The sequence below is a fragment of the Caballeronia sp. LZ024 genome, assembly GCF_031451455.1.
Classification (GTDB): domain Bacteria; phylum Pseudomonadota; class Gammaproteobacteria; order Burkholderiales; family Burkholderiaceae; genus Caballeronia; species Caballeronia telluris.
Genome location: NZ_JARUXL010000001.1, coordinates 2,444,013 through 2,467,089, shown reverse-complemented (window position 1 = coordinate 2,467,089; position 23,077 = coordinate 2,444,013). Strand labels below are relative to the sequence as shown.

20 protein-coding genes and 1 pseudogene are annotated in these 23,077 nt (G+C 56.6%); 16 read left to right on the top strand and 5 right to left on the bottom strand.

What is annotated here, in order from left to right:
- Positions 1-158 precede the first annotated feature (158 nt).
- The 8 genes from dsbD to QCE48_RS11120 all read left to right on the top strand — a co-directional run bounded on the left by dsbD (position 159) and on the right by QCE48_RS11120 (position 6,666).
- The gene (dsbD, locus tag QCE48_RS11155) at positions 159-1,946 is read left to right on the top strand and encodes a protein-disulfide reductase DsbD (RefSeq protein ID WP_309787786.1); all 1,788 of its coding nucleotides are present in this window, start codon (positions 159-161) and stop codon (positions 1,944-1,946) included.
- A gap of 15 nt (positions 1,947-1,961) precedes the next feature.
- On the top strand, positions 1,962-2,372 hold the full coding sequence (locus QCE48_RS11150; RefSeq protein ID WP_309787787.1) for a hypothetical protein: 411 nt from the start codon (positions 1,962-1,964) through the stop codon (positions 2,370-2,372).
- 133 nt (positions 2,373-2,505) lie between these two features.
- A complete protein-coding gene (locus QCE48_RS11145) occupies positions 2,506-2,796 on the top strand; it encodes a hypothetical protein (protein ID WP_309787788.1) in 291 nt (96 codons plus the stop codon).
- Between the two features lie 54 nt (positions 2,797-2,850).
- Positions 2,851-3,078 (top strand): DUF2933 domain-containing protein, encoded by a 228-nt coding sequence (locus QCE48_RS11140; protein ID WP_309787789.1) that lies wholly within the window; start codon positions 2,851-2,853, stop codon positions 3,076-3,078.
- 91 nt (positions 3,079-3,169) lie between these two features.
- Positions 3,170-3,325 carry a hypothetical protein gene (locus tag QCE48_RS11135; RefSeq protein WP_309787790.1) on the top strand — a complete coding sequence of 52 codons (156 nt, stop codon included), beginning with the start codon at positions 3,170-3,172 and terminating at the stop codon, positions 3,323-3,325.
- A gap of 771 nt (positions 3,326-4,096) precedes the next feature.
- Positions 4,097-4,483 carry a response regulator gene (locus tag QCE48_RS11130; protein WP_309787791.1) on the top strand — a complete coding sequence of 129 codons (387 nt, stop codon included), beginning with the start codon at positions 4,097-4,099 and terminating at the stop codon, positions 4,481-4,483.
- Positions 4,484-5,042: 559 nt separating this feature from the next.
- A complete protein-coding gene (locus tag QCE48_RS11125) occupies positions 5,043-6,383 on the top strand; it encodes an alkaline phosphatase family protein (protein ID WP_309787792.1) in 1,341 nt (446 codons plus the stop codon).
- Between the two features lie 67 nt (positions 6,384-6,450).
- A complete protein-coding gene (locus tag QCE48_RS11120; RefSeq protein ID WP_309787793.1) occupies positions 6,451-6,666 on the top strand; it encodes a DUF2934 domain-containing protein in 216 nt (71 codons plus the stop codon).
- Between the two features lie 3 nt (positions 6,667-6,669).
- Here QCE48_RS11120 and QCE48_RS11115 read toward each other — a convergent pair whose 3' ends face one another.
- Together QCE48_RS11115 and QCE48_RS11110 are read right to left on the bottom strand one after the other, a co-directional pair.
- Entirely contained in the window at positions 6,670-7,488 is an 819-nt protein-coding gene (locus QCE48_RS11115; RefSeq protein ID WP_309787794.1) for a hypothetical protein, read from the bottom strand.
- 814 nt (positions 7,489-8,302) lie between these two features.
- Positions 8,303-8,506, bottom strand: coding sequence for a hypothetical protein (locus tag QCE48_RS11110; RefSeq protein ID WP_309787795.1), 204 nt, complete (start codon positions 8,504-8,506; stop codon positions 8,303-8,305).
- 716 nt (positions 8,507-9,222) lie between these two features.
- On the opposite strand from QCE48_RS11110, the gene QCE48_RS11105 reads away from it, so the two are divergent.
- Complete coding sequence (locus tag QCE48_RS11105; RefSeq protein ID WP_309787796.1) at positions 9,223-10,455, top strand: acyltransferase; 1,233 nt, start codon at positions 9,223-9,225, stop codon at positions 10,453-10,455.
- A 469-nt stretch (positions 10,456-10,924) separates the two neighbouring features.
- Here QCE48_RS11105 and dmeF read toward each other — a convergent pair whose 3' ends face one another.
- Both dmeF and QCE48_RS11095 read right to left on the bottom strand, forming a co-directional pair.
- A complete protein-coding gene (dmeF, locus tag QCE48_RS11100; RefSeq protein ID WP_309787797.1) occupies positions 10,925-12,211 on the bottom strand; it encodes a CDF family Co(II)/Ni(II) efflux transporter DmeF in 1,287 nt (428 codons plus the stop codon).
- Positions 12,212-12,218: 7 nt separating this feature from the next.
- The gene (locus QCE48_RS11095; protein ID WP_309787798.1) at positions 12,219-12,494 is read right to left on the bottom strand and encodes a metal/formaldehyde-sensitive transcriptional repressor; all 276 of its coding nucleotides are present in this window, start codon (positions 12,492-12,494) and stop codon (positions 12,219-12,221) included.
- Between the two features lie 151 nt (positions 12,495-12,645).
- Here QCE48_RS11095 and QCE48_RS11090 point away from each other — a divergent pair, with 151 nt between their 5' ends.
- The 3 genes from QCE48_RS11090 to QCE48_RS11080 all read left to right on the top strand — a co-directional run bounded on the left by QCE48_RS11090 (position 12,646) and on the right by QCE48_RS11080 (position 18,066).
- The gene (locus tag QCE48_RS11090) at positions 12,646-13,707 is read left to right on the top strand and encodes a DMT family transporter (RefSeq protein ID WP_309787799.1); all 1,062 of its coding nucleotides are present in this window, start codon (positions 12,646-12,648) and stop codon (positions 13,705-13,707) included.
- 1,411 nt (positions 13,708-15,118) lie between these two features.
- Positions 15,119-16,945, top strand: a complete 1,827-nt coding sequence (locus QCE48_RS11085; protein WP_309788350.1) for a copper resistance system multicopper oxidase — start codon at positions 15,119-15,121, stop codon at positions 16,943-16,945.
- A complete protein-coding gene (locus QCE48_RS11080; RefSeq protein ID WP_309787800.1) occupies positions 16,942-18,066 on the top strand; it encodes a copper resistance protein B in 1,125 nt (374 codons plus the stop codon). Before QCE48_RS11085 ends, QCE48_RS11080 begins: the two co-directional genes overlap by 4 nt.
- Before the next feature lie 238 nt (positions 18,067-18,304).
- Here QCE48_RS11080 and QCE48_RS11075 read toward each other — a convergent pair whose 3' ends face one another.
- A complete protein-coding gene (locus QCE48_RS11075) occupies positions 18,305-18,502 on the bottom strand; it encodes a heavy-metal-associated domain-containing protein (protein ID WP_309787801.1) in 198 nt (65 codons plus the stop codon).
- A gap of 570 nt (positions 18,503-19,072) precedes the next feature.
- Here QCE48_RS11075 and QCE48_RS11070 point away from each other — a divergent pair.
- The 4 genes and pseudogenes from QCE48_RS11070 (at position 19,073) to QCE48_RS11055 (ending at position 22,395) form a co-directional block, all read left to right on the top strand.
- A complete protein-coding gene (locus tag QCE48_RS11070; protein WP_309787802.1) occupies positions 19,073-19,858 on the top strand; it encodes a DUF305 domain-containing protein in 786 nt (261 codons plus the stop codon).
- 25 nt (positions 19,859-19,883) lie between these two features.
- Positions 19,884-20,591: pseudogene (locus QCE48_RS11065) on the top strand (type II restriction endonuclease); the annotation flags it as partial.
- Positions 20,592-20,924: 333 nt separating this feature from the next.
- Positions 20,925-21,257: a DUF4148 domain-containing protein gene (locus QCE48_RS11060; protein ID WP_309787803.1), complete on the top strand. Its 333-nt coding sequence runs from the start codon at positions 20,925-20,927 to the stop codon at positions 21,255-21,257.
- A 451-nt stretch (positions 21,258-21,708) separates the two neighbouring features.
- Positions 21,709-22,395 (top strand): heavy metal response regulator transcription factor, encoded by a 687-nt coding sequence (locus QCE48_RS11055; RefSeq protein ID WP_309787804.1) that lies wholly within the window; start codon positions 21,709-21,711, stop codon positions 22,393-22,395.
- Positions 22,396-23,077: the final 682 nt, after the last annotated feature.

Here is a 23,077-nt window from a genome sequence, read left to right as displayed (position 1 = left end):
GAAGCGTTGACACCGCACTCGCGGGCTCGCGGAGTGGCAGTGGGCCAGCGGTCACGCGTTTGCGCTGACATCTTGTGAGTAGAGGCACTGCAATGCGAGTGACATCATCCGACGTACGGCGGGGAATTTGCCGTCAAACAGACGCAGCGAAGCACGCGTTGCGCATCGCGCTTGGCTTGCTGTTCGTATTCGTGTCTCTAGCCGCTTACGCGGTGAACGAATCTGACCTGCTACCCGTCAACGAAGCCTTCCCATTGACGGTCAGCGTCAGCGGTCCGCAACAGGTAACGCTCGACTTCGGCACAAAATCTGGCTACTACCTGTACCGGGACCGCTTCAGCTTCGCCGTGGATGGTAAGTCAGTGACGCCGGACCAGATGCCGCCCGCAGAATCGAAAAACGACCCGACATTTGGCGTGGTCCAGGTCTATCACCGGCCTGTGCAGATTCGCGTTCCGTTGGCCCGCGCCAGCGCGGTGAGCACTGTGCTCTCTGTCACGTCGCAGGGGTGTGCGGACCTCGGGGTCTGCTACCCACCGCTAACCCGGAGCTACCGGATAGCTTCCAACGGCATCGTCACCCCCATTGCGAACGAAGGGAACGCATCAGCGGGGGCGACCGTGTTTCCAGTTGTCGTCGAAAACCGGGGTATCGCTGTATTCGGCCTGACTCTGCGACCGGCGAATGGCCTTGGCCTTCCCGAACTGCTGGGCTTCCTGCTTGCCGGCCTGTTGATGGCCGGCACGGTCTGTATGTATCCCCTCATTCCCATTGTGACCACTGTCGTCGGCGGAGGTCAGCAACGGCCAACCGTGTGGCGCGGCTTCGCGCTGTCGGTCGCTTATGTGCAGGGACTTGCGGTTACCTATGCGGTCGCCGGCACCATTGCGGCACTCGTTGGCATCCCGTTGGTGGCTGTCACGCAAAAGCCCTGGGCCCTGGCCACCTTTGGTTTGCTCATGGTCGTCCTTGCGCTCGGTATGTTCGGTCTATTCAGACTGCAGTTGCCAACGGGCTGGCAGACCAGGCTTACCGAGTGGAGCAATCGGCTGCCCGGCGGCCGGATTGTCCCTGTGTTCGTGATGGGCATGCTCTCCGCACTGATTGTCGGCCCATGCTCCACACCAGCGCTGGCCGGTGCACTGCTGTATATCGCCAACAGTCGCGATGTCGTCGGCGGAGCGCTGGCCTTGTACGTGATGGGCGTCGGAATAGGCATTCCGCTACTGCTCGTCGGCACGTTCGGCACACACGTGCTACCGAAATCCGGTCCCTGGATGGTTGCCGTTCAGAACACGTTGGGCGTCACGCTGCTTGCAGCAGCATTGTGGTTCGTCTATTCGCTACTGCCGGATTGGCTGCTGATGGCATTAGTCGCTTTGCTGCTAGCCGATTGCGCGATGATGCTGCGCGCCCTCGACCCGCTGCCGCCGGACGCCCACGGCGTGGTTCGCGCAGGCAAAGCAATTGGTGTACTGCTGCTGGCCGCCGCGATTGCCGAACTGGTCGGCATTGCGTCTGGGAATTTTGACGTTCTTCAGCCATTGCGCGGTGTTATACGGGGGGCACAGACCGAGACGGTCAGTGCAGAGCGTTTTGATTCGATACGGTCGACTGCCGGACTCGACCGGGCGCTTGAATCGGCACGCGGCCAGCCCGTCATGGTGGATTTCTACGCTGACTGGTGCATCAGTTGCAAGGAACTCGAGCGATTTACCTTTACCGATGCGCGCGTGGTAAGCGAGTTCGCCCACTGGAAACTGCTGCGTATTGATGTGACGAAGAACACACCCGAAGACGCTGAGATGTTAAGGCGCTTCGGGCTTTTCGGGCCACCGGCGCTCATTTTCTACGACCGCAATGGGCATCAGCAGCTCGACGCGCAGCTGGTCGGGTTTGTGGGTGCTGACGCGTTCCTCGCGCATCTAAAACGTTGGGGCCAGTGATTTACCGGGTAACGCGTGAGCGTCATCCTGTCCTTTGGCGATGCCGCGTGGACCACCTATACTGAAATGATGAAATTCTGGGCAAAGCTCGTCGCCTGTCTGCTTATCGCGTGGCTGCCGCTCCTCGGCTACCCCGCGCAGGTGGCGCTTTGCCCGGAGATGTCGTCGTCGACCATGCAGTCTCAGATGAAAGCGCCGCATACACCGGGCATGGTGGCGTGCGCACAAGATGCAAGAGCCCACGTAACGGGTTCCCAGCTCGCATGTCACGGCAACCTGAGCGGTCTCGGCTGTGGTATGGCGGTCATACCCACGACGCACAAGACGGCAGTCGTGACTTCCTCGCCCGTCTACCGGGCCACCAACCTCATTCTCATATCGCAGTTCATCCCCGAACTGCCAGCGCCTCCACCTCGCTCCCTGTAGTTCCCGCGTCGATGAGTCTCGAACGGCCCCGCGTCGTTGTGCACGCACGCGTGTCGCGAACGCGGAGAGCGTCGGCTCGCGCCTCGACAACTGCTTTCTCAGTGACACGATTTAACCGAATCCGGAGATACATATGAACGCCAAATCACTACTGACTGCTGCCCTATTGACACTCTCGTTGGGTACGGGCGCTGTGGCAATGGCTGCCGGTGGGACCGGCAATGACGCGAGTCGCCCCCCGCAAACGCGCGAGCACAGTCCCTCCATGATGGGCGGCGGCATGATGGGTAGTTGTCCAATGATGGGCGGCAATATGGGTATGGACCCGAAGACCGCGATGCGCATGCATGGGGAAATGATGAAGGCGATGGGCGACATCATGCTCAAGTACTCGGACCAGGCGGGTACGTCTCCATCGAAGTGACGCGGATTTCTTCCCAACACTGATATCCAATCCAGTTCCCGAAAGGAAACACTTATGAAGTGCAACACAAAGACCATGGCGACGACTGCACTTGCGCTCGCACTTGTTATCGCCCTCGGAGATTGGGCGCTGCCTCAGTTCAGAGGCGCTCTCGCTCCACTCATCCTGGTCGCCTGCATGCTGGTGTGTCCGCTCTCGATGCTGCTCATGACGCGTGCTAAGAAGTCCAGTACCGACCAGCAGGACGTGCAGAGTAATGCAGTGACGGAGCCGAAATCGTGACCTGATTCATCACGCCACGTTCAAGTCACGCGGAGCGGCGCGATGTTGCTGCCCATCACGCTGCTCCGCGACTGATACGAAGGAGGAAGTCATGTTCGACAGTGCTCGGATACTTAACGTCGTCATCGTTATCTTCGCCGTCATTGGCCTCGTCGCTGTGCTTGGCAACGCCGGCATGACTGTGATGCACGTAAGCATGATGCACGGCATGCGTTCTTGCAGTGAAGCGATGCGTCTCTGGCGATAGCCGCCGGCCTGTGAAAAAAAGAGTTGCAATGAAAAATCGGATACAGCGGGCCGCACCGGGTCGAATTACCGCGTTTTCAGCTCGACCGACATCGAAATTCTTCGCTTTGTAGTGCGTGTGCAACTGCAATCCTACTGACCGTAGCCGCGGGAAGCTTCTATATCCGTCCGGTTTCATTCGGCGTTTACTTAACGGCTGTCCTCGCTCCCAAATCCCGGACAGAAACGACGATGCGCGAGATATCTTGTCTAGGTTCCGTGATGAACAAATCAGGCGCGAAGCCGCGGGTTGACCGTCTATCCCGCTTACGGGAGTGGTGTAGCGCATTAAGGTCGGTGAAGGCGGCATCGCTTTTCATGCAGCACTCAATCGCCCGGTCTCACGTCCTAAGGTGAGACACCTTGCGAAGCCGAGTGCGGCGTCCGCCCACGGCCGCACGGACTGGCAAGCGTTCTTGCATGGCGGCAGCCGCACGACAAGTTCTCGATAAGTCCCGCGTGCGCGTCGTCGGCTAGCGCTTTGCGCATCGCAGTTCCCTTATCGCACAAAAGATAAAATCAAAGGCCTGTCCCGCCGCCGCCGCGCGGCCATTTGTCCACGTTCGGAGGTCGCAGGCGGCGCATGCTTAGAGCCCGTCGGACTTTCCGCTCTTGGTTTTCTGCTCGGTAAGCTCTACGCTGACGGAGTGACCATGTGCTGGATTGCGACCCGCCGGAAGCACTCCCTCCGAAGTCGGAGGCCGCAACTGAGGCCACTTAAAGCTGCGTTGCTATGCATTTACTCTTTGTCGACGACTCACGCGCTTGTGCCGAAATACTTGCAGACATCGCAGTCGGCATTGGTCATACCGCTGCTATTGCGCACGATGGGGCTGAATGTCTCGCGCTTACGGCCGTACAGCCGTTCGACCGGATTTTCTTGGACATCGGACTGCCCGACGCGGACGGGTGCGATGTCTGTGACCGCATCCGCAGTGAAGGACCGTCACGCGACGCAACAATCATAGCCATTACCGGGAACGCCGACGTTGTCCAGCGGAACGACCCCCGGTGCTTCGACGGCTACCTACTGAAGCCGGTTGCATTGGCTGATTTTGAAGCGACGTTGTCGCCAGACCTTGAAGAGCCGCGTCTGCTTCACCGGCGGCCCGCAAGGTAGCGTCGCCGGGACAGGTTGAAGCCACGTTTATATTCCAAGGGGGCCGCCGCCTTGGTTCCGCTTACCGCGCTCTCGGTCCTCTGGCATGCAAGTCCCGTCGCGCATCACCGTAACTCGTTGTCAGGGAATTGGTCGACAGCACGCATCAGCGCGGACGCACCTCCAGAAGTTCTAGTTCACCGCTTGAGAAGTCCAGAACGCCTTCGATACGTCGTCGCGAATAAGGCGGACTAACGACAGCCGTCGAGTGGTCCATCTGCGCAGTCGCCAACAAGCGGGTGACGAACCATGCCCTCGATATGTGCCAATTCTTGGTCGAGGAAATGCACGGTCGGCATGTAACCTCTCTTCTTCCTCAAAATCGATTACAGGCCGGGACATCGATGCGAACCTGCCGCCACGTCCATGTCACACCCAAATTTGTATAAGAGCGCAATCGGCAGACCGCATCGTTCTTGGTGAACGAAGCGGTGGGAATCGCGCGAAAGTGTAAAATGTTTTCCAAGGCTTCCGCGATTTAGCGCGCGGCGGTGAAGCGACGTGCCGGCATCCAAGTGATATGTGCGCGATAACTCACATCTTTGTCCTGATGCTGGAAAACCGCTCGTTCGACAGCGTGTTCGGCCTTGCGAATCTTTCCGGGCAGTCTCCAGACGGAACGCCGACATCCGCTAACGGGCTGCTAGTTAAGGCCGTCACTAATGTCGGTCGCGGCGGTACGGTCTATCGACTGAGAGAAGGGTCTCCGTATTTTCTCAATTTCGACCCAGGGCACGAATTCACCGATTCATGCGTCCAACTGTGCGGGCCGGCGGTGGCAAGCACGTCCGCCGTCCAGAAGGACACCCTTGTTTTAGGCGCGGGCGGATATCCACCATTGGCGCCAGATTGGTCCAAGACGGGCTTTGCGGCGACGTACGAAGACGTGAACGGCATCATCGCCGACGCCTTCAGCGCCTTCACTCCCGACCAATTGCCGGTCCTAACCTTTCTCGCCTCTCAGTTCGGCGTGTGCGACAACTGGTTTGCGTCAGTCCCCGGGCCGACGTGGCCTAATCGCTTCTTTGCCGTCGCCGGGACGTCGTCCGGGCTGGACCATACACCAAGCAGCGCGCAGGTTCTTGAGGCTGTAGCCTTGAATGAGCCCATCTTCACTTTTGCGAACGGCACTGTTTTCTCGAAACTGCCGCCGTCGGACTGGCTTATCGTGCGGGGCGATGTGGCACAGACGCGCTGCATCTACGGCATGCAAAATCAACGGAGCCGGTTCTCGACGATGGAGAACTTCATCGCTCAGGTGTCCGACGGCTCACTGCTTGAGCGGTTCATTTTCATCGAGCCGGAGTATGACGCCCTGAATGACTTCAGAAATGGAAACTCGATGCACCCGGCTGGCGACGTTCGTCGCGGAGAAGCACTGGTCAAGTCCCTGTATGATGCAATTAGTGCTTCGAAGTTCTGGCCGAACAGTCTGTTCCTTATTACGTTCGATGAGCACGGGGGCTTCTTCGACCATGTTCGCTCCCCGCCGGCGGTGCCGCCGGGCGCACAAGAGAACCCACGACTGAAAGAGCACAACTTTTCCTTTGACCGTTTGGGAGTGCGGGTGCCAGCCCTTGTCATCTCGCCGCATGTTCCACCGGGTACCATTGACCACACTCTGTACGACCACACGTCGTTATTGAAGACTGTCGACAAGGCATTTCGATTGGGCGGAGCGTTGAACCTCACTGCGCGCGTGCGTGCCGCAAATGACTTTACGAAGATGCTCGCGCTCACGACGGCCAGGGCAGACGTTCCTCTATGTCCCTCGCCAGTCGCGATTGGGGACGAGCGCCCGTCGAGTACCGGCGCTCCCCGGAGCAAGCACCCCTTTCTGCCGCTGTATGCTCGGGGGTGACTTCCGGGAAGGCGCACCATTGTGGCGCGACTAGCGGTTAAATCGCAGACGAAAATTGAGGCATCGTATGACCACAGGCTCCGACGACGACATCCGTTCTTGTGCATATGAACTCTGGCTCGAGGCAGGCAGCCCAGAAGGGCGCGCAGACGAATTTTGGGAGCAGGCGCGCTCGCAACTTGTAGAGCTAGAGGCGCCTACTCAGGAAGACGTTGTTGCGGACTCTGATGAATTCGCAGAGGCACCGTCCACGAAGCCAGCCTCCCAAGACAAGCGGTCGTGACATTCATGCCTCCACTTCTATATGCGGGTTCAATGTCGGCCGCATTTTCTTTGCCTCACTTGCGAGGAGGCGCATCAATGCGGCATTGGCGTCGGGCTTTCTTAGCGCAGCCGACACTGCAGAAAGGCCAACCCGCTCATATAGGGTGTGCATCGAGTCGTCGAGGGTGAAGACGGCGAGTGTGGCCGCGATAGACGTCGCGAGTTTCCGCCTGTCGTCTCGACATGCGATGCGAGTCATCAACGGCCCGAGCCAATCCTGCGAGATGCGCGCAACACGCGAAAGCACCATTGACAGGGCGAAACTCGCATCAGGAACTTGCAGTTCTGGCGCACAGCACTCGATGAGTGCATGCTCGTCTGCACTCATCGCTCGGACCAGCCTGTCTTTCAGCGCGAGCTGGCGCTCGGACAACTGTTGGTCGCATAAAAATGTGCGTACGTTTAGTAGGGGATGGTCGGAGCATATGGTCGCCATAAAGACGCCGCTCTGCGTTGGGATTGGCACCATCAGTTCGCTTCTCTGCAAACCGGGCGAACGCAGTGCCTCGGCTAACAATATCGTCCAAACCGCCGACCACGACGTCAACGGCGCGATTTCTGAGTTAAGCGCGCAGAAGTCGATATTTCGTACGTCACGCGCGTCGAAGTGACCACTTCGCTGAATGAGGCGCGCAATCGCGTGCTTGCCAAGCAAGCATCTAATCGGAAGCAGAAGTGGAATGATGCCGTTCGGATAAGCCGTGGCGAGCACCTGCACTGGGATGGCTTCTTCCTGCCATTGAGTAAGCGGGTTCGAGTTCGGGCCGCCCAGGAAATGCATAACTCTCAACCTCTTCCGAGCGCTTCCCTGCTCAACGTCAGAAATCACTGACTTCGCAAGGGCGTCACGTACTCGCGTCGCCCAATTCTTCCACTGCGTGCGCTTCGAAAACCCACATTTTGGAGCAGAAAGGGTGAGGCGGTTCATCTGGTGCAACGAGCGGACCAAACTCTCAAGATGCTCCCTCATGAACCGGCTCGCCAAGCCCCTAGATAGACTAATATCCATCGGTTCTCCATTCAACTTGCCCGTTCCGAGAGGCAGTACACCACCTGCGTAGCACCCTTGTGATGCCGACGCCGCAAACGCAGCCTGAATTCAAAAGACCTTCCGTCTAACCAGGAGTTATCGGCAAGCGAACGATTTACTTTAGGGTCGAATCTCCACGCATCGTCTCCGGTGCGCGCACGCGCGTTCTTCGGGGTTGGATTCCGCCGGCCGATGTCGCCCGCTTCGGCGCCGTGCGTCGCCGCCGTCATTCACGACAGGTAAGAGGCCGACACAGCAGCTGTGCGTGGCGATTCCGGCCGTCTCTATAACTCATATGCGCCATCGACGTCGTCGCAAGAAAGAGCCCCGCGCCAGTGCTTGTCTTTACGTCATGTGCGCCGTCAGTAATGTGGGCGCTCCGCAAAGACGTTCATGGTCACAGAGACGGCCTTTGACGGAGGGTCAATCTTCACTGTATATATCTGCGCCTCATCAGCAGAAACATCTTCATTGCAGGGGGAGTACGGAACGCTCTCTTTCCGCCTGCCATGGCGTTCGCGGCAATGTCCGTGCTAAAGGCAATAGCTTCGCCTTCGTTGTTCCGCTACGATGCGCGCACTTGCTCCATCCGGGCAATCGCCGCAATAAGGACGACACAGGGGAACTCTTCCAATTGAACAAGCAAGTGCCAGTGGTCAAAGGACACGATACGCCCTTCGACGGTCTCTCCATCGTCGAGTTCGATTTTGATAGTCGACCCGCTACGCCGTGCTTGGTTCAAATCTATGCCGCAAAGAGATTCCGCCATGGTGCCCCTCCTGTTGTTTGGAATCGCCGAAACGTCATGAATCCGTTCGCGACGCCATAGTTCGCGCGCTGGATAAAGCGTTCTACGTTGCTCATCGCAGACTGTAAGTGGCTGCGTTCCCATCTTGTCAAGCCTGGTGTCCGTAGGGCGCCGGCAATCAATCGCTTGAGCAGCACAACGTGCTCCTTTAGTCGTCTTGCCACGCCGGCGCTTTCGAAGGAGCACTAGCGGTCGCTATTTTGCATAACGGCCGCTGAATCGGGCGTGGCCCGGGAATGACCATTCAGCAATCTTTCTGACATCTTGGGGCGGAGAGTGACCGCCTTCACGTATTTGTCTCGAAAACCGAACTGTCAAAAGAACGAAGCTCAAGACGTCCCGTAACGCGGCAGTCCGGGAACCAGATGGCGAGCGGATGACATCTTCGACATCGAAATGTCATCTTTCTTGGCCGTCCAAATGAGTCGTGCAATGATTCAATGGTTGCTGGCCGGAACCCGGGAAAAGAATTCTTGGAGAACTCGCCAATTGAGCAAACCCAGTTCTATCTGAATGGGTCCGCATATTCGCCTTGCCTCTTTCGAAAACCGGCGCTTTGTGTCCTTCCGAACGTGAAGCGAGTTGACCACGTTGTACGTTCAGGGCTCTCAGCGGGCTTCAACGGAGCCCGGCCGCGGCTGGCCTAGCCGACCAACGACGTTATTTGCAGAGGTAGCGTGAAAAAGAAATTTATCGGGCTCGACCTGTTGCGGTTTGCGCTGGCGTTTTACTTGATGATATTTCACTCGATTCACGAGTATCCCCAGAACGTCGCTATCCCGTTTATTGATTTGGCCGGCCTGGGCGGGTTTGCAACGAGCAGCTTTTTCCTTTTGTCGGGCTTCATACTGAGCCACGTTTATTTCGGTCAATCGACCGAACTGCGCGGCGGCACCTGGGCGTTCTTTGTTAAACGCCTTTCGAATCTGTACCCTATACACCTCATCGCACTCGCGCTGCTGATGATTGTTTCGTTGTCCAGCACACGAGCACTGAATCAGTTTGCCCTCATGACACTGGAAGACGGTCCAAAGAATATGGTCGTCCTTGGGTCGGCAGGGACAGCGTTCAACTTCGCCCTGAATCTATTGATGCTGCAGGTGTGGAATCCGCTCTTCGGGTCGGTAAACCCTCCGTCGTGGTCATTGTCGACGTTGTTGTCCTTCTATGTCATCTTCCCGTTCGCTGCGTCTCGATTGCTTCCGGCCCGCAACAAGGGGTGGATTCTTATCGCGCTATGGGTTCTTTATCTCGTTCCGCCTGTGCTCGCGAGTGTGATGAAGTGGTACGGTCCGCTTGCTGTGGGAATTGTGACCCGTAACCCACTGCTTAGGTTGCCCGAGTTCTTCGGTGGCATCGTCCTGTACGGCCTGTTCAAAGAAGGTAAACTGGAATGGATATATGCAACACGAGTCCAAAGAACTGTTGGGCTGCTGTTCGTCGGTGTTTGCTTTGCCTTGGCGTCTCGGGTGATAAGCGTCGGCCCGCTCTACGCGCGTTATCTGGTTCACAATGGAGCGCTTATGCCGGCGGAGGTAGCGCTAATCGTGCTATGCGCTCGGGTAACTGTGCCGACGCCGTTTGAACGGATATCCGTTACTCTCGGAAACTCTGCACTGTCAATCTTCGCTATCCACGTACCTCTCTTTATGGTGCTTATCAAAGTGGTGAAACTGTTTTCCATAGGGGAGTCGCCCGTGTGGTGCGCAACAAATTTCGCATCTTGCGTCTCCGCCTCAAAGGAAGTGATACCTAGCATGGCGACTTATCCGCTTTACCTGGTCGGGACGGTATTTGTTGCAGTGTACTTTCAAGAGAGGTTGGTCAATCCGATGAGAAATTTGATTCGGCGCAGGCTGCTAGCGAAGACGAAGAAGGTGTCGAACGAGGCGGTCAGTCCGAACGCTTAGTTCGGCAGTCGCACCGCGTCAATACTTTAACTGCTGCCGTTCGAGTTTCCGGGCGTGCCCGAACGGCTGCACGTGACGGTCCGCGGGTCGCGCCCGCTAGGTCTCGCAGACGCCAGCATTAACGGTATTTAGTGCCCCTGCGCGAGGGCGCGCGGTTGCCGCGGAGAAATCAGAGTCTGCCGCGAAGACAAATTTCTGAGCTTCGAGCCGTGGCCAATGCTAGAACGCATTTTAGGACCTGATTCATGCCCAGCGCAGATTGCTCCGCCGGCCGGGTCGAGACGCTACTCTTGCCGTGCAATCTGAGCGAAGCCTCCAATCGCTCGATTTGGCGTGATTGCAGGTTTTTCAGGAACTTCTTTAACAGAATCTGTGGATAAGTATGTCGAGGTCGCCAGCGCTATTGACAACCTTCCCACGATGGACGGAAATCGGACCGTATGGTCGTTGCCCGGGCCGGGTCCGGTGGCTAGTTACCTGCCCGCCGAACCTCAACGGTGACGTGCGATAGTGACGCGACGTTCTGCAGAACGCCATGGTAGAACACCGCGCTCCGAGCCGGGCAGTCCGTGGCAACTGAGAGGACTGCACTCATGTGGCCGGGGCCCACACGCCAGACGTGCAGGTCGAGTACCTTGTCGCCTCGGTCCTCAATTGCGCTGCGCACCGTTTGCGTAGTTCGTTCATCAGTATTGACGTCCAAAAGAATAGGTCCCGTGTCCCTCATAAGTCCGTATGCCCAATTTGCAATGACCAGAGCGCCAATGATGCCCGCAAGCGGGTCCATCCAGTTCCACCCGAACGTCCAGGCGAGGAGTAGCCCGACGATTGCCAGGACCGAGACGGCAGCATCTGCAATCACGTGAACATACGCCGAACGTATATTGTGGTCGCGATGAACGGAGCTAGTGCGCATCGCATGCGCGTGACTATGCTCCGCGAAATCGACCTCATGATTTTCACCTGCCAACCTGACTATAGCCTTGAACTCGTGCGGCTCCGAAATGCTGGCGGTCGATTCGAGGAAATCACCTTGGTCAACGAAGTCGAATTTTTGTACGGAGCCGCCCGGGCGGACCGTGTCGACAGACAGACATGACGTCGGAAGTTTCAGCGCGTCTCCTGCCGGCGTAATTCTAAAAACCGGAGGAATGCCATGTTCAAAGATACTCAAGGTCTGATGGCCGAACTTGGTGGCTATAAGTTGTGCGTCTCCCCCATGGTTTGCCGCATCAAGCGGGTGGTCACTGGATTGGTCGTGTTCATGTTCATGCCCATGCCCATGCCCGTGATGGTTCCCGCGCAGGAGCCAGACGCTCGCGAGATTGACCGCTAAGCCGAGCACCGCAATGGGAATTGCCTCCCTGAAATGAATCGGGATGGGGGAGATAAAGCGTGCAACAGCCTCATAGCCTATGAGCAAAGCAATCATGGCTAGAACGATTGCGCTAGAGAATCCTGCAAGGTCGCCAAGCTTGCCCGTTCCGAACACGAAGCGCGAATCGGTCGCATGTTTTCGAGCGTATGTGTAGGCAAGGGCGGCGATGAGCATTGCGCCGGCATGTGTGGACATATGCAGACCATCGGCAACGAGCGCAAGCGACCCAAACAACGTACCGCCGACAATCTCGAGGACCATCATTGCAGAGCATAGTGCAATCACCGCCCATGTCTTGCGTTCGTTTTGCTCATGGGCTGCGCCGAGAAAGATGTGGTCATGGCCCGCGCAGAATGCGGTGTTTTTCTCATCATTCATTTTTACTCTACTTGAAATAGCTGTGAACAACTTCGATTAACTGGTCCGCCGCGCTGCCGTGGGGGTTTTCGCCGTTATCGACATCAACGAGGTGGTTCCTGATGTGGTCTTCTAGCACGACGGCCAATAGTCCGTTCATCGCCCCCCGACAACTCGTAATCCGTTGCAGAACGTCTGAGCATCCGTACTCTTCGGCGAGCGCTCGCTCAATGGCTTCTACTTGTCCCTTGATACGGCGAACCCTGTTCAAAAGCTTCTGCTTATCCTTGATGGTGTGTGCCATTGTTTCTCCGATTCCAACGCGAGTGTATACTTCATCGCATAACCTGATAGGGGGGAGGGGTATAGGCGGCTTTTCCGAAAGCCAAGCATTTTGCGTAAGATGTCAATACAAGATTTTTTCCGTTTTAGCTTTTTTTAAAAGCCCGTAGCCTATGCTCGTACGTCATAACGCCGCCTTCACAGCGCTTCTCGCAGCCGCGCTTTTTGGTGCAACCACTCCACTCGCTAAGACGTTGCTGGGTAACCTCTCGGCGTTCATGGTCGCTGGTTTGTTCTACCTCGGTAGCGGGCTGGGGCTCGCCGCTGCACTGCTTGTTCGGCGTCTGCGGCGCTCTCATCGGGAGAGTCAACAAGTGAGTCGGATTCAACTCTCGGAGGTGCCGTGGCTGGTTGGTGCCATTGCGGCCGGTGGTATCGCAGGACCGTCGTTGCTGATGTTGGGCCTCAGCACGACGCCCGCGGCAACGAGCTCTCTTCTTCTCAATCTCGAAGGTGTCTTCACAGCAGTCATTGCGTGGGTAATTTTCCGAGAGAACGTCGACCTTCAGATATTCTTTGGGATGGTCGCTATAGTGGCAGGTGGCGTCGCCCTGTCTTGGCACCCCGGGGCCGCTGGGCTATCGACAGGCGCGCTTCTCGTCGTCGCAGCGTGCGTGGCGTGGGCCGTTGACAACAACTTGACGCGAAAGGTATCAACTAACGACGCGATGGTAATTGCCTGCATGAAAGGGCTCGTCGCGGGTGCGGTCAACCTCTTCGTTGCGCTTTTACTAGGTGCGCGCCCGCCAAGCGTCGTCACCATGGCGGCTGCCATGGTGACGGGCTTCGCTGGTTATGGCGTCAGCCTTGTCCTTTTTGTTGTTGCGCTTCGGAACCTGGGCACGGCGAGAACCGGCGCGTATTTCTCAGGTGCGCCCATTTTCGGTGTCGCGTTATCGCTCGTGCTGTGGCCCGAAGTCCCTTCGTTTCTGTTCTGGACAGCGTCTGTCCTGATGGCCGTAGGAGTTTGGCTTCACATCCGCGAGAGGCACGAACATGCTCACACGCACGAGGTTCTCGAACACAATCATCGACACCGACACGATGTACACCACCAGCACACGCACGACTTTGCGTGGGACGAGCGGGAACCGCATACCCATCCACACCGGCACGAACCCATCACGCATGTGCATCCGCACTTTCCCGACATCCATCATCGCCACATGCACTGATGCGCGACAACTGGCGCGTGTAAGCAATTACTATATTGGTTTTGCTTGGTCCGACGAGTCGACCGCACGGTCGTTCCTTCTCCGAGCGTCTTCATCGCAAATTTAGCCGAGCCGCGCGTTACCGCGCCCCTTCCTCACCCAAACGATAAGATTTTCTGTCTAGAGACTATCGAAAGGCGTTGCGAAGGTCGCCGAAGTGGGGCCGTTAAAGCTACCAGCTATCTCGAGTGTTCGTGAGCTGTGCGCCAAATTTCCCATGCCATTTCGACGCAAAGCAATCAATCGCTCGTCAAGAAAATCACCGTCGCGTAGGCGACCAGACCGGCGATTGCCGCAATGAATATCAACGTTGCAGTTAGTGTGCGCAGTTTGTTCATTGACAATTCTCGCCAAATCAAAGCGCACCCCGTGCTGTATGTGGTCTCGAGTTGGCCGCGAGTCAGGGCGCGTCGCGCCGGTAAAGGTCTAGGAGGAGAATGCAGATTACAGAGAAGCTCCGCAAGCGGTATTCCAGGTTACCGTCTCTCGGCCTGTCCCGGTTCGGCAATCGCGCCGCAACTACTCACGCCAACGCTCCGTGAACATGGCATCGCACGACGACGTACTGGGCGGAAACGTCCATCGATGTCGGAGATGCAATTTCGCGTCGCAGCGGAATTTCAGCTCGCTATTAGACCGAGTTGGTCGTGCTCGTTTGTTCTTCCACTGCCGTCCTTCGCTTCGCTATCCGCCCTAAATCAGGAGCTTTCATAAAAGCATCCTAAACCTACGAAGATGAATCGAGACAAGAACCTCGGCATGTAAAACATGGGCTCTCCGGGCGACGGCAAGGGAACCGCTACACCGAGTTGACCCGGTGCCCCTGAGCGCAAGCGGCTTTGGACCATAATGAACGACGGTCATGCCGTAGCCCTTGGCGGTTCCACAGCGCGCGCTGCACGACGGAAGCTTCTTCAGTCGACACATGTTCGACTCGCAGATTGTTTTCGGTTACCGGCAGTTCCTCCTGAACTAGCTTGTAGCGACCTCGGGCACGGCGTCCCGCGTCACCTCAACTCTCGGAAGCGCTTGCAAATGACTCGTTGATTGCAAGGGCATTACCGTTTGGTCATTTACTTGCCATGTTGGACTTTATAGTGCTTTTTCACTTTCCAACGAGAGCAGTGTGCAGTTAATCTCGCACCCAAGGTCGGCAGGACCGCGCGGGAAGAATGCGATATCACTGGCTAAGCGCGGCGACGCGTTTAGCCAGAATGTCATTCGCGTTTGAGCAAACGCTCGGACGTGCCCATCGACGGGCGGCTGTTCATACATGTTAGAGGCGACGCCAGTTGGTCGTCATATTCGACTGGCGCGCGCTAAACCTTAATCAGCTCTGTGAGGGCTTGTCGTGAGCACGGTAAAGCAGCAAATGGACATTGCGGTAAACGCCGGTAGCCGACGTCGATTCGTACAGGGACTCGCATCGGGCGGTATTATTGCCGGCCTCGGCGGGTGGTCTTTTGTTTCGCGTGCTGCCAGTATAGAAACCGGACCGGCGGAGCTCACTGGGACGCAATTCGATTTAACAATCGACTCCACGCCTGTTGATTACACCGGCCGAACACGTCCCACCACGTCAGTCAACGGGTCGATTCCTGCTCCGATTCTAAAATGGAAGCAAGGCAGTGAAGTCACAATGCGCGTGACGAATCGACTCGCTGTGCCGACCTCCATCCATTGGCACGGCATCCTCGTCCCATTCCGAATGGACGGTGTCCCCGGCATCAGTTTTCCTGGTATTCAGCCTGGCGAGACTTTCACCTACAACTTCCTAGTGAGGCAGGCGGGAACCTACTGGTATCACAGTCACAGCCGGTTTCAGGAACAAACGGGGCTATACGGCGCACTGGTTATCGAACCTGCCACCGGCGAAAGCATACATACGGACCGTGACTACGTTGTGATGCTCAGCGATTGGACCGATGAGAATCCTGAGCGAATCATGGAGAAGCTGAAAGTGTCCAGCGATTACTACAACTACCAGATGCCGACGACGCCGCAGTTTTTTCATGACGTGCGACAAATGGGGCTAAAGGGCGCGTTAAAAAAGCGGCAGATGTGGAACGAGATGCGAATGAATCCGACCGACTTTCATGATGTCTCGGGAGCCACTTATACATACCTCGTGAACGGTGTTACGCCTGCGGGCAACTGGACGGGTGTTGCGCGCGCAGGCGAAAAAGTAAGGCTCCGTTTTATCAACGGGTCGTCCGAAACCTTTTTCGATATTCGCATTCCCGGCATGAAGATGACGGTTGTGTCGGCGGATGGTCAAGAGGTCGAGCCCGTATCGGTTGACGAGTTTCGGATTGCTGTGGCGGAGACCTACGACGTAGTAGTGGAGATGCCCGACGACAGGCCCTACACGATTTTTTGTCAATCAATGGACCGAAGTGGGTACGCCCGCGCCACTCTCGCACCGCGAGTTGGCATGAAAGCCGCCATTCCGCCCATGGACCCAAAGACCTGGCTGAGCATGGATGACATGGGAATGGGCGGCATGGGTGACATGAACGACATGGGCGACATGAACGACATGAACGACATGAACGACATGAAGGACATGGGCGACATGAAGGACATGGGCGACATGAAGGGCATGGACCATACGGAGGGCATGAAGGGGAAACTCGGCGGAAAAGGCATGGCCGGCATGGACGATGTGGGCGATGGTGGCGACAGGGGCGAGATGGCGCTCCGGACGGGACCCGAAGTTGACATGCGACCCATGAAGGTTTCGCGCTCATTAAGTGACGCTGGGCCACGGTTGCGCGGAAATGGGCGGAAGGTGCTTACGTATGCGGACCTGCACACCGTCGGTGGCCCACTGGACAATAGACCACCTACCCGCGAAATAACGTTGCGCCTTACTGGGAACATGGAGCGCTTCATTTGGGGATTTGACGGCAAGAAGTTCTCTGAGGCGGAGCCTATTGCTTTCATTTACGGCGAGCGGTTAAGGATTACACTCATCAACGACACGATGATGAATCATCCGATTCACCTCCACGGCATGTTTCAGGAACTGGAGGACGAAAGCGGCAGGTTCCTCGTTCGAAAGCACACCGTGAATGTCCAGCCAACGAAACGGGTGAGCTATCTAATTACAGCAGACGCTCCCGGACAGTGGGCATTTCACTGTCACCTTCTGTACCACATGGAAGCGGGAATGTTCCGCAAAGTGGTTGTCGCATGAATTCAAATCAATTTCCCGCTCGCTTCGCTCGAAGCGTACCAATCTTCGCTATCACGTCGGCGTGGATTGCCCTGTGCATAGCCTCCCAATCGGCTATTGCAGCCAGTGATGTTTCGACAATTGAAGATATGTCCGAGATGAAGGGCATGGGCAACATGGACATGCCACGAAACGCGCCAGATGCCTCCGGGCATCACGGCCAGCCTCCGCAAACGGAGGGCCGGTCCGAGATGAATGACATGCCCGGAATGAAAGGAATGGGGCACATGGAGATGCCGAGTGACCAGCCTGCAGGCACGTCCCGTGGACGCTCTGAGCGTGGCGAACAGGGCCATACCGGTCACTCCACCGGTTTCGATTCTAGCGGTTCCCAAATTCAACAGGGCGGTCCGTCCGACGGTCCCAATCACATTATCAGAGTTGCCGAGCCTAAAATTCCGATGGAGAACCGGAATCAAGGCATACCTATGCCCGGAATGGATATGGCGGATGACGACGTCTACCATCAAATTCTTCTCAATCAGTTGGAGTACGTTAAGGCAGCAGGTGGACAAGGATGGGCGTGGGATGGGGAGGCTTGGGTTGGCGGCGATATCAATAGGTTATGGTTAAAAAGCTCTGGCGAGCGGCTGTACGGCAAAACAGACGACGCACGCGTTGAAGCGCTGATATCCCATGCGTACTCGACCTATTGGAACGCACAAGCCGGGTGGCGCCATGACTTCGGCAACGGTCCGACCCGTGATTGGGCTGCTATCGGCGTCGAGGGCCTCGCGCCATACTTCTTCAATGTACAGGCGACTGGCTATATCGGGACGTCTGGCCGAACCGCCTTGCAGCTGAAAACGTCCTACGACTTTCTGCTTTCGCAGAAGCTTTTCTTGACGCCCGAAGCTGAAATGAACATCTATGGGAAGTCGGACCCGGAGCGTGAAATCGGCAGCGGTATATCCGATATCAAGCTCGGATTGCGGCTCCGTTTCGAAGTGCGACGGGAGATAGCCCCGTACGTCGGATTTGTCTGGGGACGGCGCTTCGGCCGTACCGCGGATTTCTCGCGTCGTGATGGTGAGCCAGTGACGGACAAGGAACTCGTTGTCGGTGTGCGGCTCTGGTATTGACATTCAAGTGAGGGGTAGGTACCAGTGTCCGCGTACACACCGGCGTAGTTTCGACACCCGCCAGGCTCTGCGTAGACATCCTCAGCGCCTAGGTTTGCGCCGGTTAGAACGCAGGCACGCTGCCTCAATGGCGCAGCCGCGCAAGAAACTACCCTTGCTTGAGCATCGCAGCGGCTCGTCTGCCAACGGTTTCCGACATCTTGACGGGTCGCCCGGCTGTCACCGAACTCGACAGCAATCAACTCTTCAATACCGGGCTGTACCCAGCCGCATTTATTGCACTGAGCACATCCTCGGACGATACCGGGGAAGACACTCTTACCGTCTTCTTTGCGATATCGACCTCCACTGACGCGGCGGGGTCGACTTGCTTGACTGCATTGGTGATGCTTTTCGCACAGCCTCCGCAGCTCATGTCTTCAACTTGAAATTCCATGCTTCCCTCATCCGGTGATGTTTGTGACAGTAGTATCGACCTTCCCACCGAAGGAAGGTCAAGGAACTATTAACATGGAACTGGCCGGCTACCTAGGGCCGCGCTGCAGCGAACCTTCAGAAATTAACAGCCCGGCCGGAAGTCTCCGCACGGCAAAGTCGACCGACGCACGTCTTCCTAGAGCGCGAGAAGCGTTGCTATCTAGAGCTGACTAAGATGCACGACGTGCTTGAACACGTAGCCCATGTTCTTGCAAGTCGGCAGTGGTTGTTCAAACGCTCGGAGGTCCCCAAGTGAAATCAAAAATGGCTCCGGGGTTACATCTTAGTCATCTTCCAGTCATTTTTGCTACCTGTGTAATGCGCTCTCGGCCTGCAAGCTACGCTGTTAAGCTACGCCCGTTGAAGCGCATTTTCCCCAAACGTCTTGCCGGCTACGCGGCTGTCATCTAAGGAGTCGGAGGAATCTCGATTGCGTGGTCCGCACCGCGCGCTCAAGGCGCGTTAACTCGCGTCTCGGACATGGTGTCAAGTATGCGCGAGCCCGATTATTCATATGCCGGAGGATGCGATGATTCAAACGCCCAGAGTTGATGGAAATTTCGCACGCGCGCCCGGAACCACGTTGAAGAGCCAATGGTCATGGCTGCGCCTCTCGAAAACTATTCTAACGACAGTCGCCATGTTGGCCTTTGGGTTCCCCGCGAGCACGACGGCGGTTGCAGCAGAGCAGGGCAGGGGACTCACTGCCAACTTCGAAATAGCACTTATGGAGCAGATAATCGACCATCATTATTCGGCCTTGAGAATGACTGAATTAGCGGCCGGTACAGATACCCGTCGTACGGGCGACCTTTCACCTAACGAAGGCACCTCTCCCACGCCGGCGTATCCTGCGACGCGGTCCAAAGCTTCGATGGCGGAAGTTAAATCCAACGCTCGCATGGAGAATCGTACGCAGAGAGAGCAGATTCTGCAGTTAGAACAGTTTCTAACAGAGTGGTATGGAGTCAACTATCAACCAAAGGTTCGTCCGGAGCAGCAGCCGGCTATTGGAATTTTGGAACACGCGCAGTCGGGAAGGACGTTTGACCATGCTTATCTTGAGGTTTTCGCGCGCCACCATTACGAATTGTTTGAACCGTTGAACGGTTGTATCACAGGAGCGGATAGGCGTCACGTTGCGCTGGTTCGTCTCTGCACAGAGATGTGGCACGCTCAGACTGCCGGCGTTGACGAGATGCGCGAGCTCCTGGAGCAAAAATTCGGCGTTGTCGACTATCAACCCTTTGACGGCGACAGGCCGCTGCGGACCAGGCCGGCAAGCCCGCGTGGGTACCACAGTGGCGGCGACTGAAGCAGAAAACACTTCGTCGCCCGCCGCATTTAACGCGACCCACCGGACGCAGCTGTCGAACGACCTCGGTGCAGTAGCCGGTTTCCTGTTTGATGTTGGGAGTGGGCGGTACCCGCTTCCACCATCGGGTGACGGCGCGGCCTCCCGTGACGCGTGGCGAATAGACCTCGAAGAGGTGCGCGCGCAGTCTGCGAGTCAGGCGAAGCAACTTGAAGCGAGCAGGCAAGAGGACGCAACGCACACGCAGGTTCAGGGATGGCTTCGAGACCTTGGACACTCATTCGGATATAAGGTCTGGATTGCGACAAATGATAGGTCCCGACCGTACCGTGATGGGAAGCTCGCCGATGGATGCCTGGTTCAGTTACCACTTTCGCTTTCTATCGCGGGAGGGGAGACGGTGCCGCTCATCGACGTCATCTGGTTGAATGACGAAGGCTCTGTTGTTGCAGCCTTCGAAGTCGAGCACTCAACGTCAATCTACTCCGGAATCGTGCGGTTGCTCGACTTGGCATTGGGCTCCGCGGACACTATTCATCGGCACCTGTACCTTGTCCCCCCTGATAGTCGCGAGTCTGACGTGCGTAGTCAGCTTCGAAGACCGGCATTCTCCCTGGTGGCTAAATTGGGCATTAGGTACATTCGATACAGTGCGTTGAGAGAACATCGAGAAAACATTGCGCGTTTCGGAAGCGGCATTAAGCCCATTGAGGCTATCGCCTCAGAGCTCTAGGTTTCGTCTGTCGGCCGGAAAAATAAACGGGGTCGCCAAGGGGTATTCTGTGCCGTCTTGGAGGACCTCAAACCGCTAGGCGCCGTACTTGGTGGAGTATTAAACTTCGGCAAAGCTAATGGTCGCTCTTACCGTTGGCGGCAAGCGTTCGCGTCTCGGACTAGCGATTCCTTGAGGTGCAGTGGAGAGAATTGCGACTGCATCGGGCTTGGCGTCTGGAAGTTGAGTGACTGAATGGTCATCCAGCCGTCACGGTCAGTTCAGACGCCACTCTTCAGAATGGTTCCCGTTGCATGCCGACTCACCGGCGTAGCTTTAACCAACGAGGTCCTTATGAAACTGCATCACTTGGCTATCGCCTTTTCTTTTAGCGCTGCCTCTACACTTGCACTCGCAGACTCTTTACACAACTTCCCTCAACAGCAGGCAACGGGGGCGACCGCTACTTCAACCGGACAACAACCTGCTTCCGCCTGGCAAGCGCCGGCTTCCAATTCCGCCATGCCCGTTGGAAAGACCCGACAGCAGGTCGTCGAGGAACTGATTCAGGCCCAACGAGACGGACTCCTTCCGACGAGCAGAAGCGACTATCCGTCGAGCGAACGTCTCATCGAGATGAACAAGGAACGTTATGCAGGTCGTCAACGGTTCGGGCAAGGTAAGTGAGCGTCAACTGGCCCGTCGATTGGCTGGTACAGTCATCAAACTGGCACTGGGCACAGGCGAGGTCAAGAGTGAAATCAATTGTCTTCGGCGCGAGGATAGCACTGGGAGCGGCGTTAGCAAGCAACTTGCTCGCCGCATGTAGCGGAGTTTCAAAGCAAGATGATTCACACCCGGAAAGCATCGCACGATTCGGTTCGAGCCCTCACTTAAGGCAAGACTTCCCCTGTCAAAATCTACACGTGAAGCCGCCAGACTGTCCACCCCGATAAATGGAGAACGGTTGAGCACTTCCTCCAACGCGACAATGCCCAACGAGAAACGTTGTTACGGTTGCGAACGCCGAAATTGAGGCCGCACGTTTTGCAGCCCTGAGTTGATAACCATTATTCGAGGCGGCGTAACTTTGGAGCAACCGCCCGCGGACGTTGGTTGAAGGACCAAGCTATACCGTATGCGCATCCTAATCATCGAACACGAGCAGAAGATGAGTTCTTACCTTCGTAAAGGGCTGACTGAGGCTAGCTTCAAAGTCGACACAGCCGACAACGGACGTCACGGATTGTTTCTGGCGTTACACGAGGAATTTGACCTTATTCTTCTTGACGTGATGCTCCCAGAGATTGACGGCTTCGAGGTTTTGAAGCGCCTCCGTGAGCAGAAGCAAACGCCGGTTCTGTTGCTGTCGGCGCGTGACGGGGTCGACAACAAGGTGAAGGGCTTCGAACTAGGAGCCGACGACTTTCTCCCGAAGCCTTTCGCGTACGTGGAGTTGCTGGCTCGCATTCGCTCGTTGCTACGCCGGGCACCACGTAACACGCGGGATTTTCTTTTCATAGCCGACTTGGAGATTGAACTTGTCAACAGGCGGGTGAGGCGTGGCGGTGTTCGTATTGACCTTACGGCGCAAGAATTTACACTCCTTCAATTGTTTGCGGACCGGCAGGGAGAGGTGTTGACCCGGACGTTTATTACGTCGCAAATTTGGGATATTAACTTCGACAGCGACACGAATCTGGTGGACGTCGCAATCCGAAGGCTAAGAACGAAGATTGATTCACCTTTCGAAAAGAAGTTGGTGCATACCGTCCGCGGGATGGGCTACGTACTGGAGGACAGGTCTCCAGCGGGAGCAAAATAGTGCTGTTGAGCTTCATTCTGAGGATTCGAAGACGGAGATGCCGCGGTTGCGCTTCTACGACTCCCGCAAAGATTTGTCCGCGGGGTTTTCTGGGCGGCCGACCGGAGTAGTCGGTCTTGAACTCGCCATCTCGTCTTTGTCTTGTGCCGTTAAGCATGCGTTAAGCATGGCTGGCGCAACATATCGTGAACGCAATCCGATTTGGACGGGGGCATCGAGATGGAACGAACTCTTGGTCTCACGCTCGCGAGCGGTCTCTTCCGGAGAGGGTGAATACTGCTTCACTTAGGGCTTTCTTTCGACGCATCGCCTGTTAGTTAAAACTGTGCAATGTCTGTACCGCAAAAGAGCGCGGCTTGGACGTCTACGCCAAGTGGGGGCGAGCGTTGGATTTCTAGGTACAAAGGCAATCTTACAGTCCAGGAGGCGGACTATGCGTCTACTACTTGTAGAGGACGATGGCATGATTGCCGAGTGCGTCCTTGACGCATTGAGAGTGCTCGGCCACGCGGTTGACTGGGCGAACGATGGAAGAGCGGGGGAACTGGCGCTCGGAAACGGCGTCTACGACCTTGTTTTGCTCGTAAGCGCGCGATTTCGCACACCTAGCTTGCGTTGTTAAGAAGGCTCACGATTGCGTCCGCAACCTCACTTTGCGGACGCAATCCATGACAGAAGATGA

Bases quoted from the DNA above. Each gene is read 5' to 3' on its own strand.
- QCE48_RS11075 (WP_309787801.1), bottom strand. From the start codon at position 18,502: ATGGAATTTCAAGTTGAAGACATGAGCTGCGGAGGCTGTGCGAAAAGC.
- QCE48_RS11145 (WP_309787788.1), top strand. From the start codon at position 2,506: ATGAACGCCAAATCACTACTGACTGCTGCCCTATTGACACTCTCGTTG.
- QCE48_RS11135 (WP_309787790.1), top strand. From the start codon at position 3,170: ATGTTCGACAGTGCTCGGATACTTAACGTCGTCATCGTTATCTTCGCC.
- QCE48_RS11085 (WP_309788350.1), top strand. From the start codon at position 15,119: ATGGACATTGCGGTAAACGCCGGTAGCCGACGTCGATTCGTACAGGGA.
- QCE48_RS11080 (WP_309787800.1), top strand. From the start codon at position 16,942: ATGAATTCAAATCAATTTCCCGCTCGCTTCGCTCGAAGCGTACCAATC.
- QCE48_RS11060 (WP_309787803.1), top strand. From the start codon at position 20,925: ATGAAACTGCATCACTTGGCTATCGCCTTTTCTTTTAGCGCTGCCTCT.
- QCE48_RS11115 (WP_309787794.1), bottom strand. From the start codon at position 7,488: ATGCATTTCCTGGGCGGCCCGAACTCGAACCCGCTTACTCAATGGCAG.
- QCE48_RS11070 (WP_309787802.1), top strand. From the start codon at position 19,073: ATGATTCAAACGCCCAGAGTTGATGGAAATTTCGCACGCGCGCCCGGA.
- QCE48_RS11110 (WP_309787795.1), bottom strand. From the start codon at position 8,506: ATGGCGGAATCTCTTTGCGGCATAGATTTGAACCAAGCACGGCGTAGC.
- QCE48_RS11095 (WP_309787798.1), bottom strand. From the start codon at position 12,494: ATGGCACACACCATCAAGGATAAGCAGAAGCTTTTGAACAGGGTTCGC.
- QCE48_RS11140 (WP_309787789.1), top strand. From the start codon at position 2,851: ATGAAGTGCAACACAAAGACCATGGCGACGACTGCACTTGCGCTCGCA.
- QCE48_RS11055 (WP_309787804.1), top strand. From the start codon at position 21,709: ATGCGCATCCTAATCATCGAACACGAGCAGAAGATGAGTTCTTACCTT.
- QCE48_RS11090 (WP_309787799.1), top strand. From the start codon at position 12,646: ATGCTCGTACGTCATAACGCCGCCTTCACAGCGCTTCTCGCAGCCGCG.
- QCE48_RS11130 (WP_309787791.1), top strand. From the start codon at position 4,097: ATGCATTTACTCTTTGTCGACGACTCACGCGCTTGTGCCGAAATACTT.
- QCE48_RS11120 (WP_309787793.1), top strand. From the start codon at position 6,451: ATGACCACAGGCTCCGACGACGACATCCGTTCTTGTGCATATGAACTC.
- dmeF (WP_309787797.1), bottom strand. From the start codon at position 12,211: ATGAATGATGAGAAAAACACCGCATTCTGCGCGGGCCATGACCACATC.
- QCE48_RS11125 (WP_309787792.1), top strand. From the start codon at position 5,043: ATGTGCGCGATAACTCACATCTTTGTCCTGATGCTGGAAAACCGCTCG.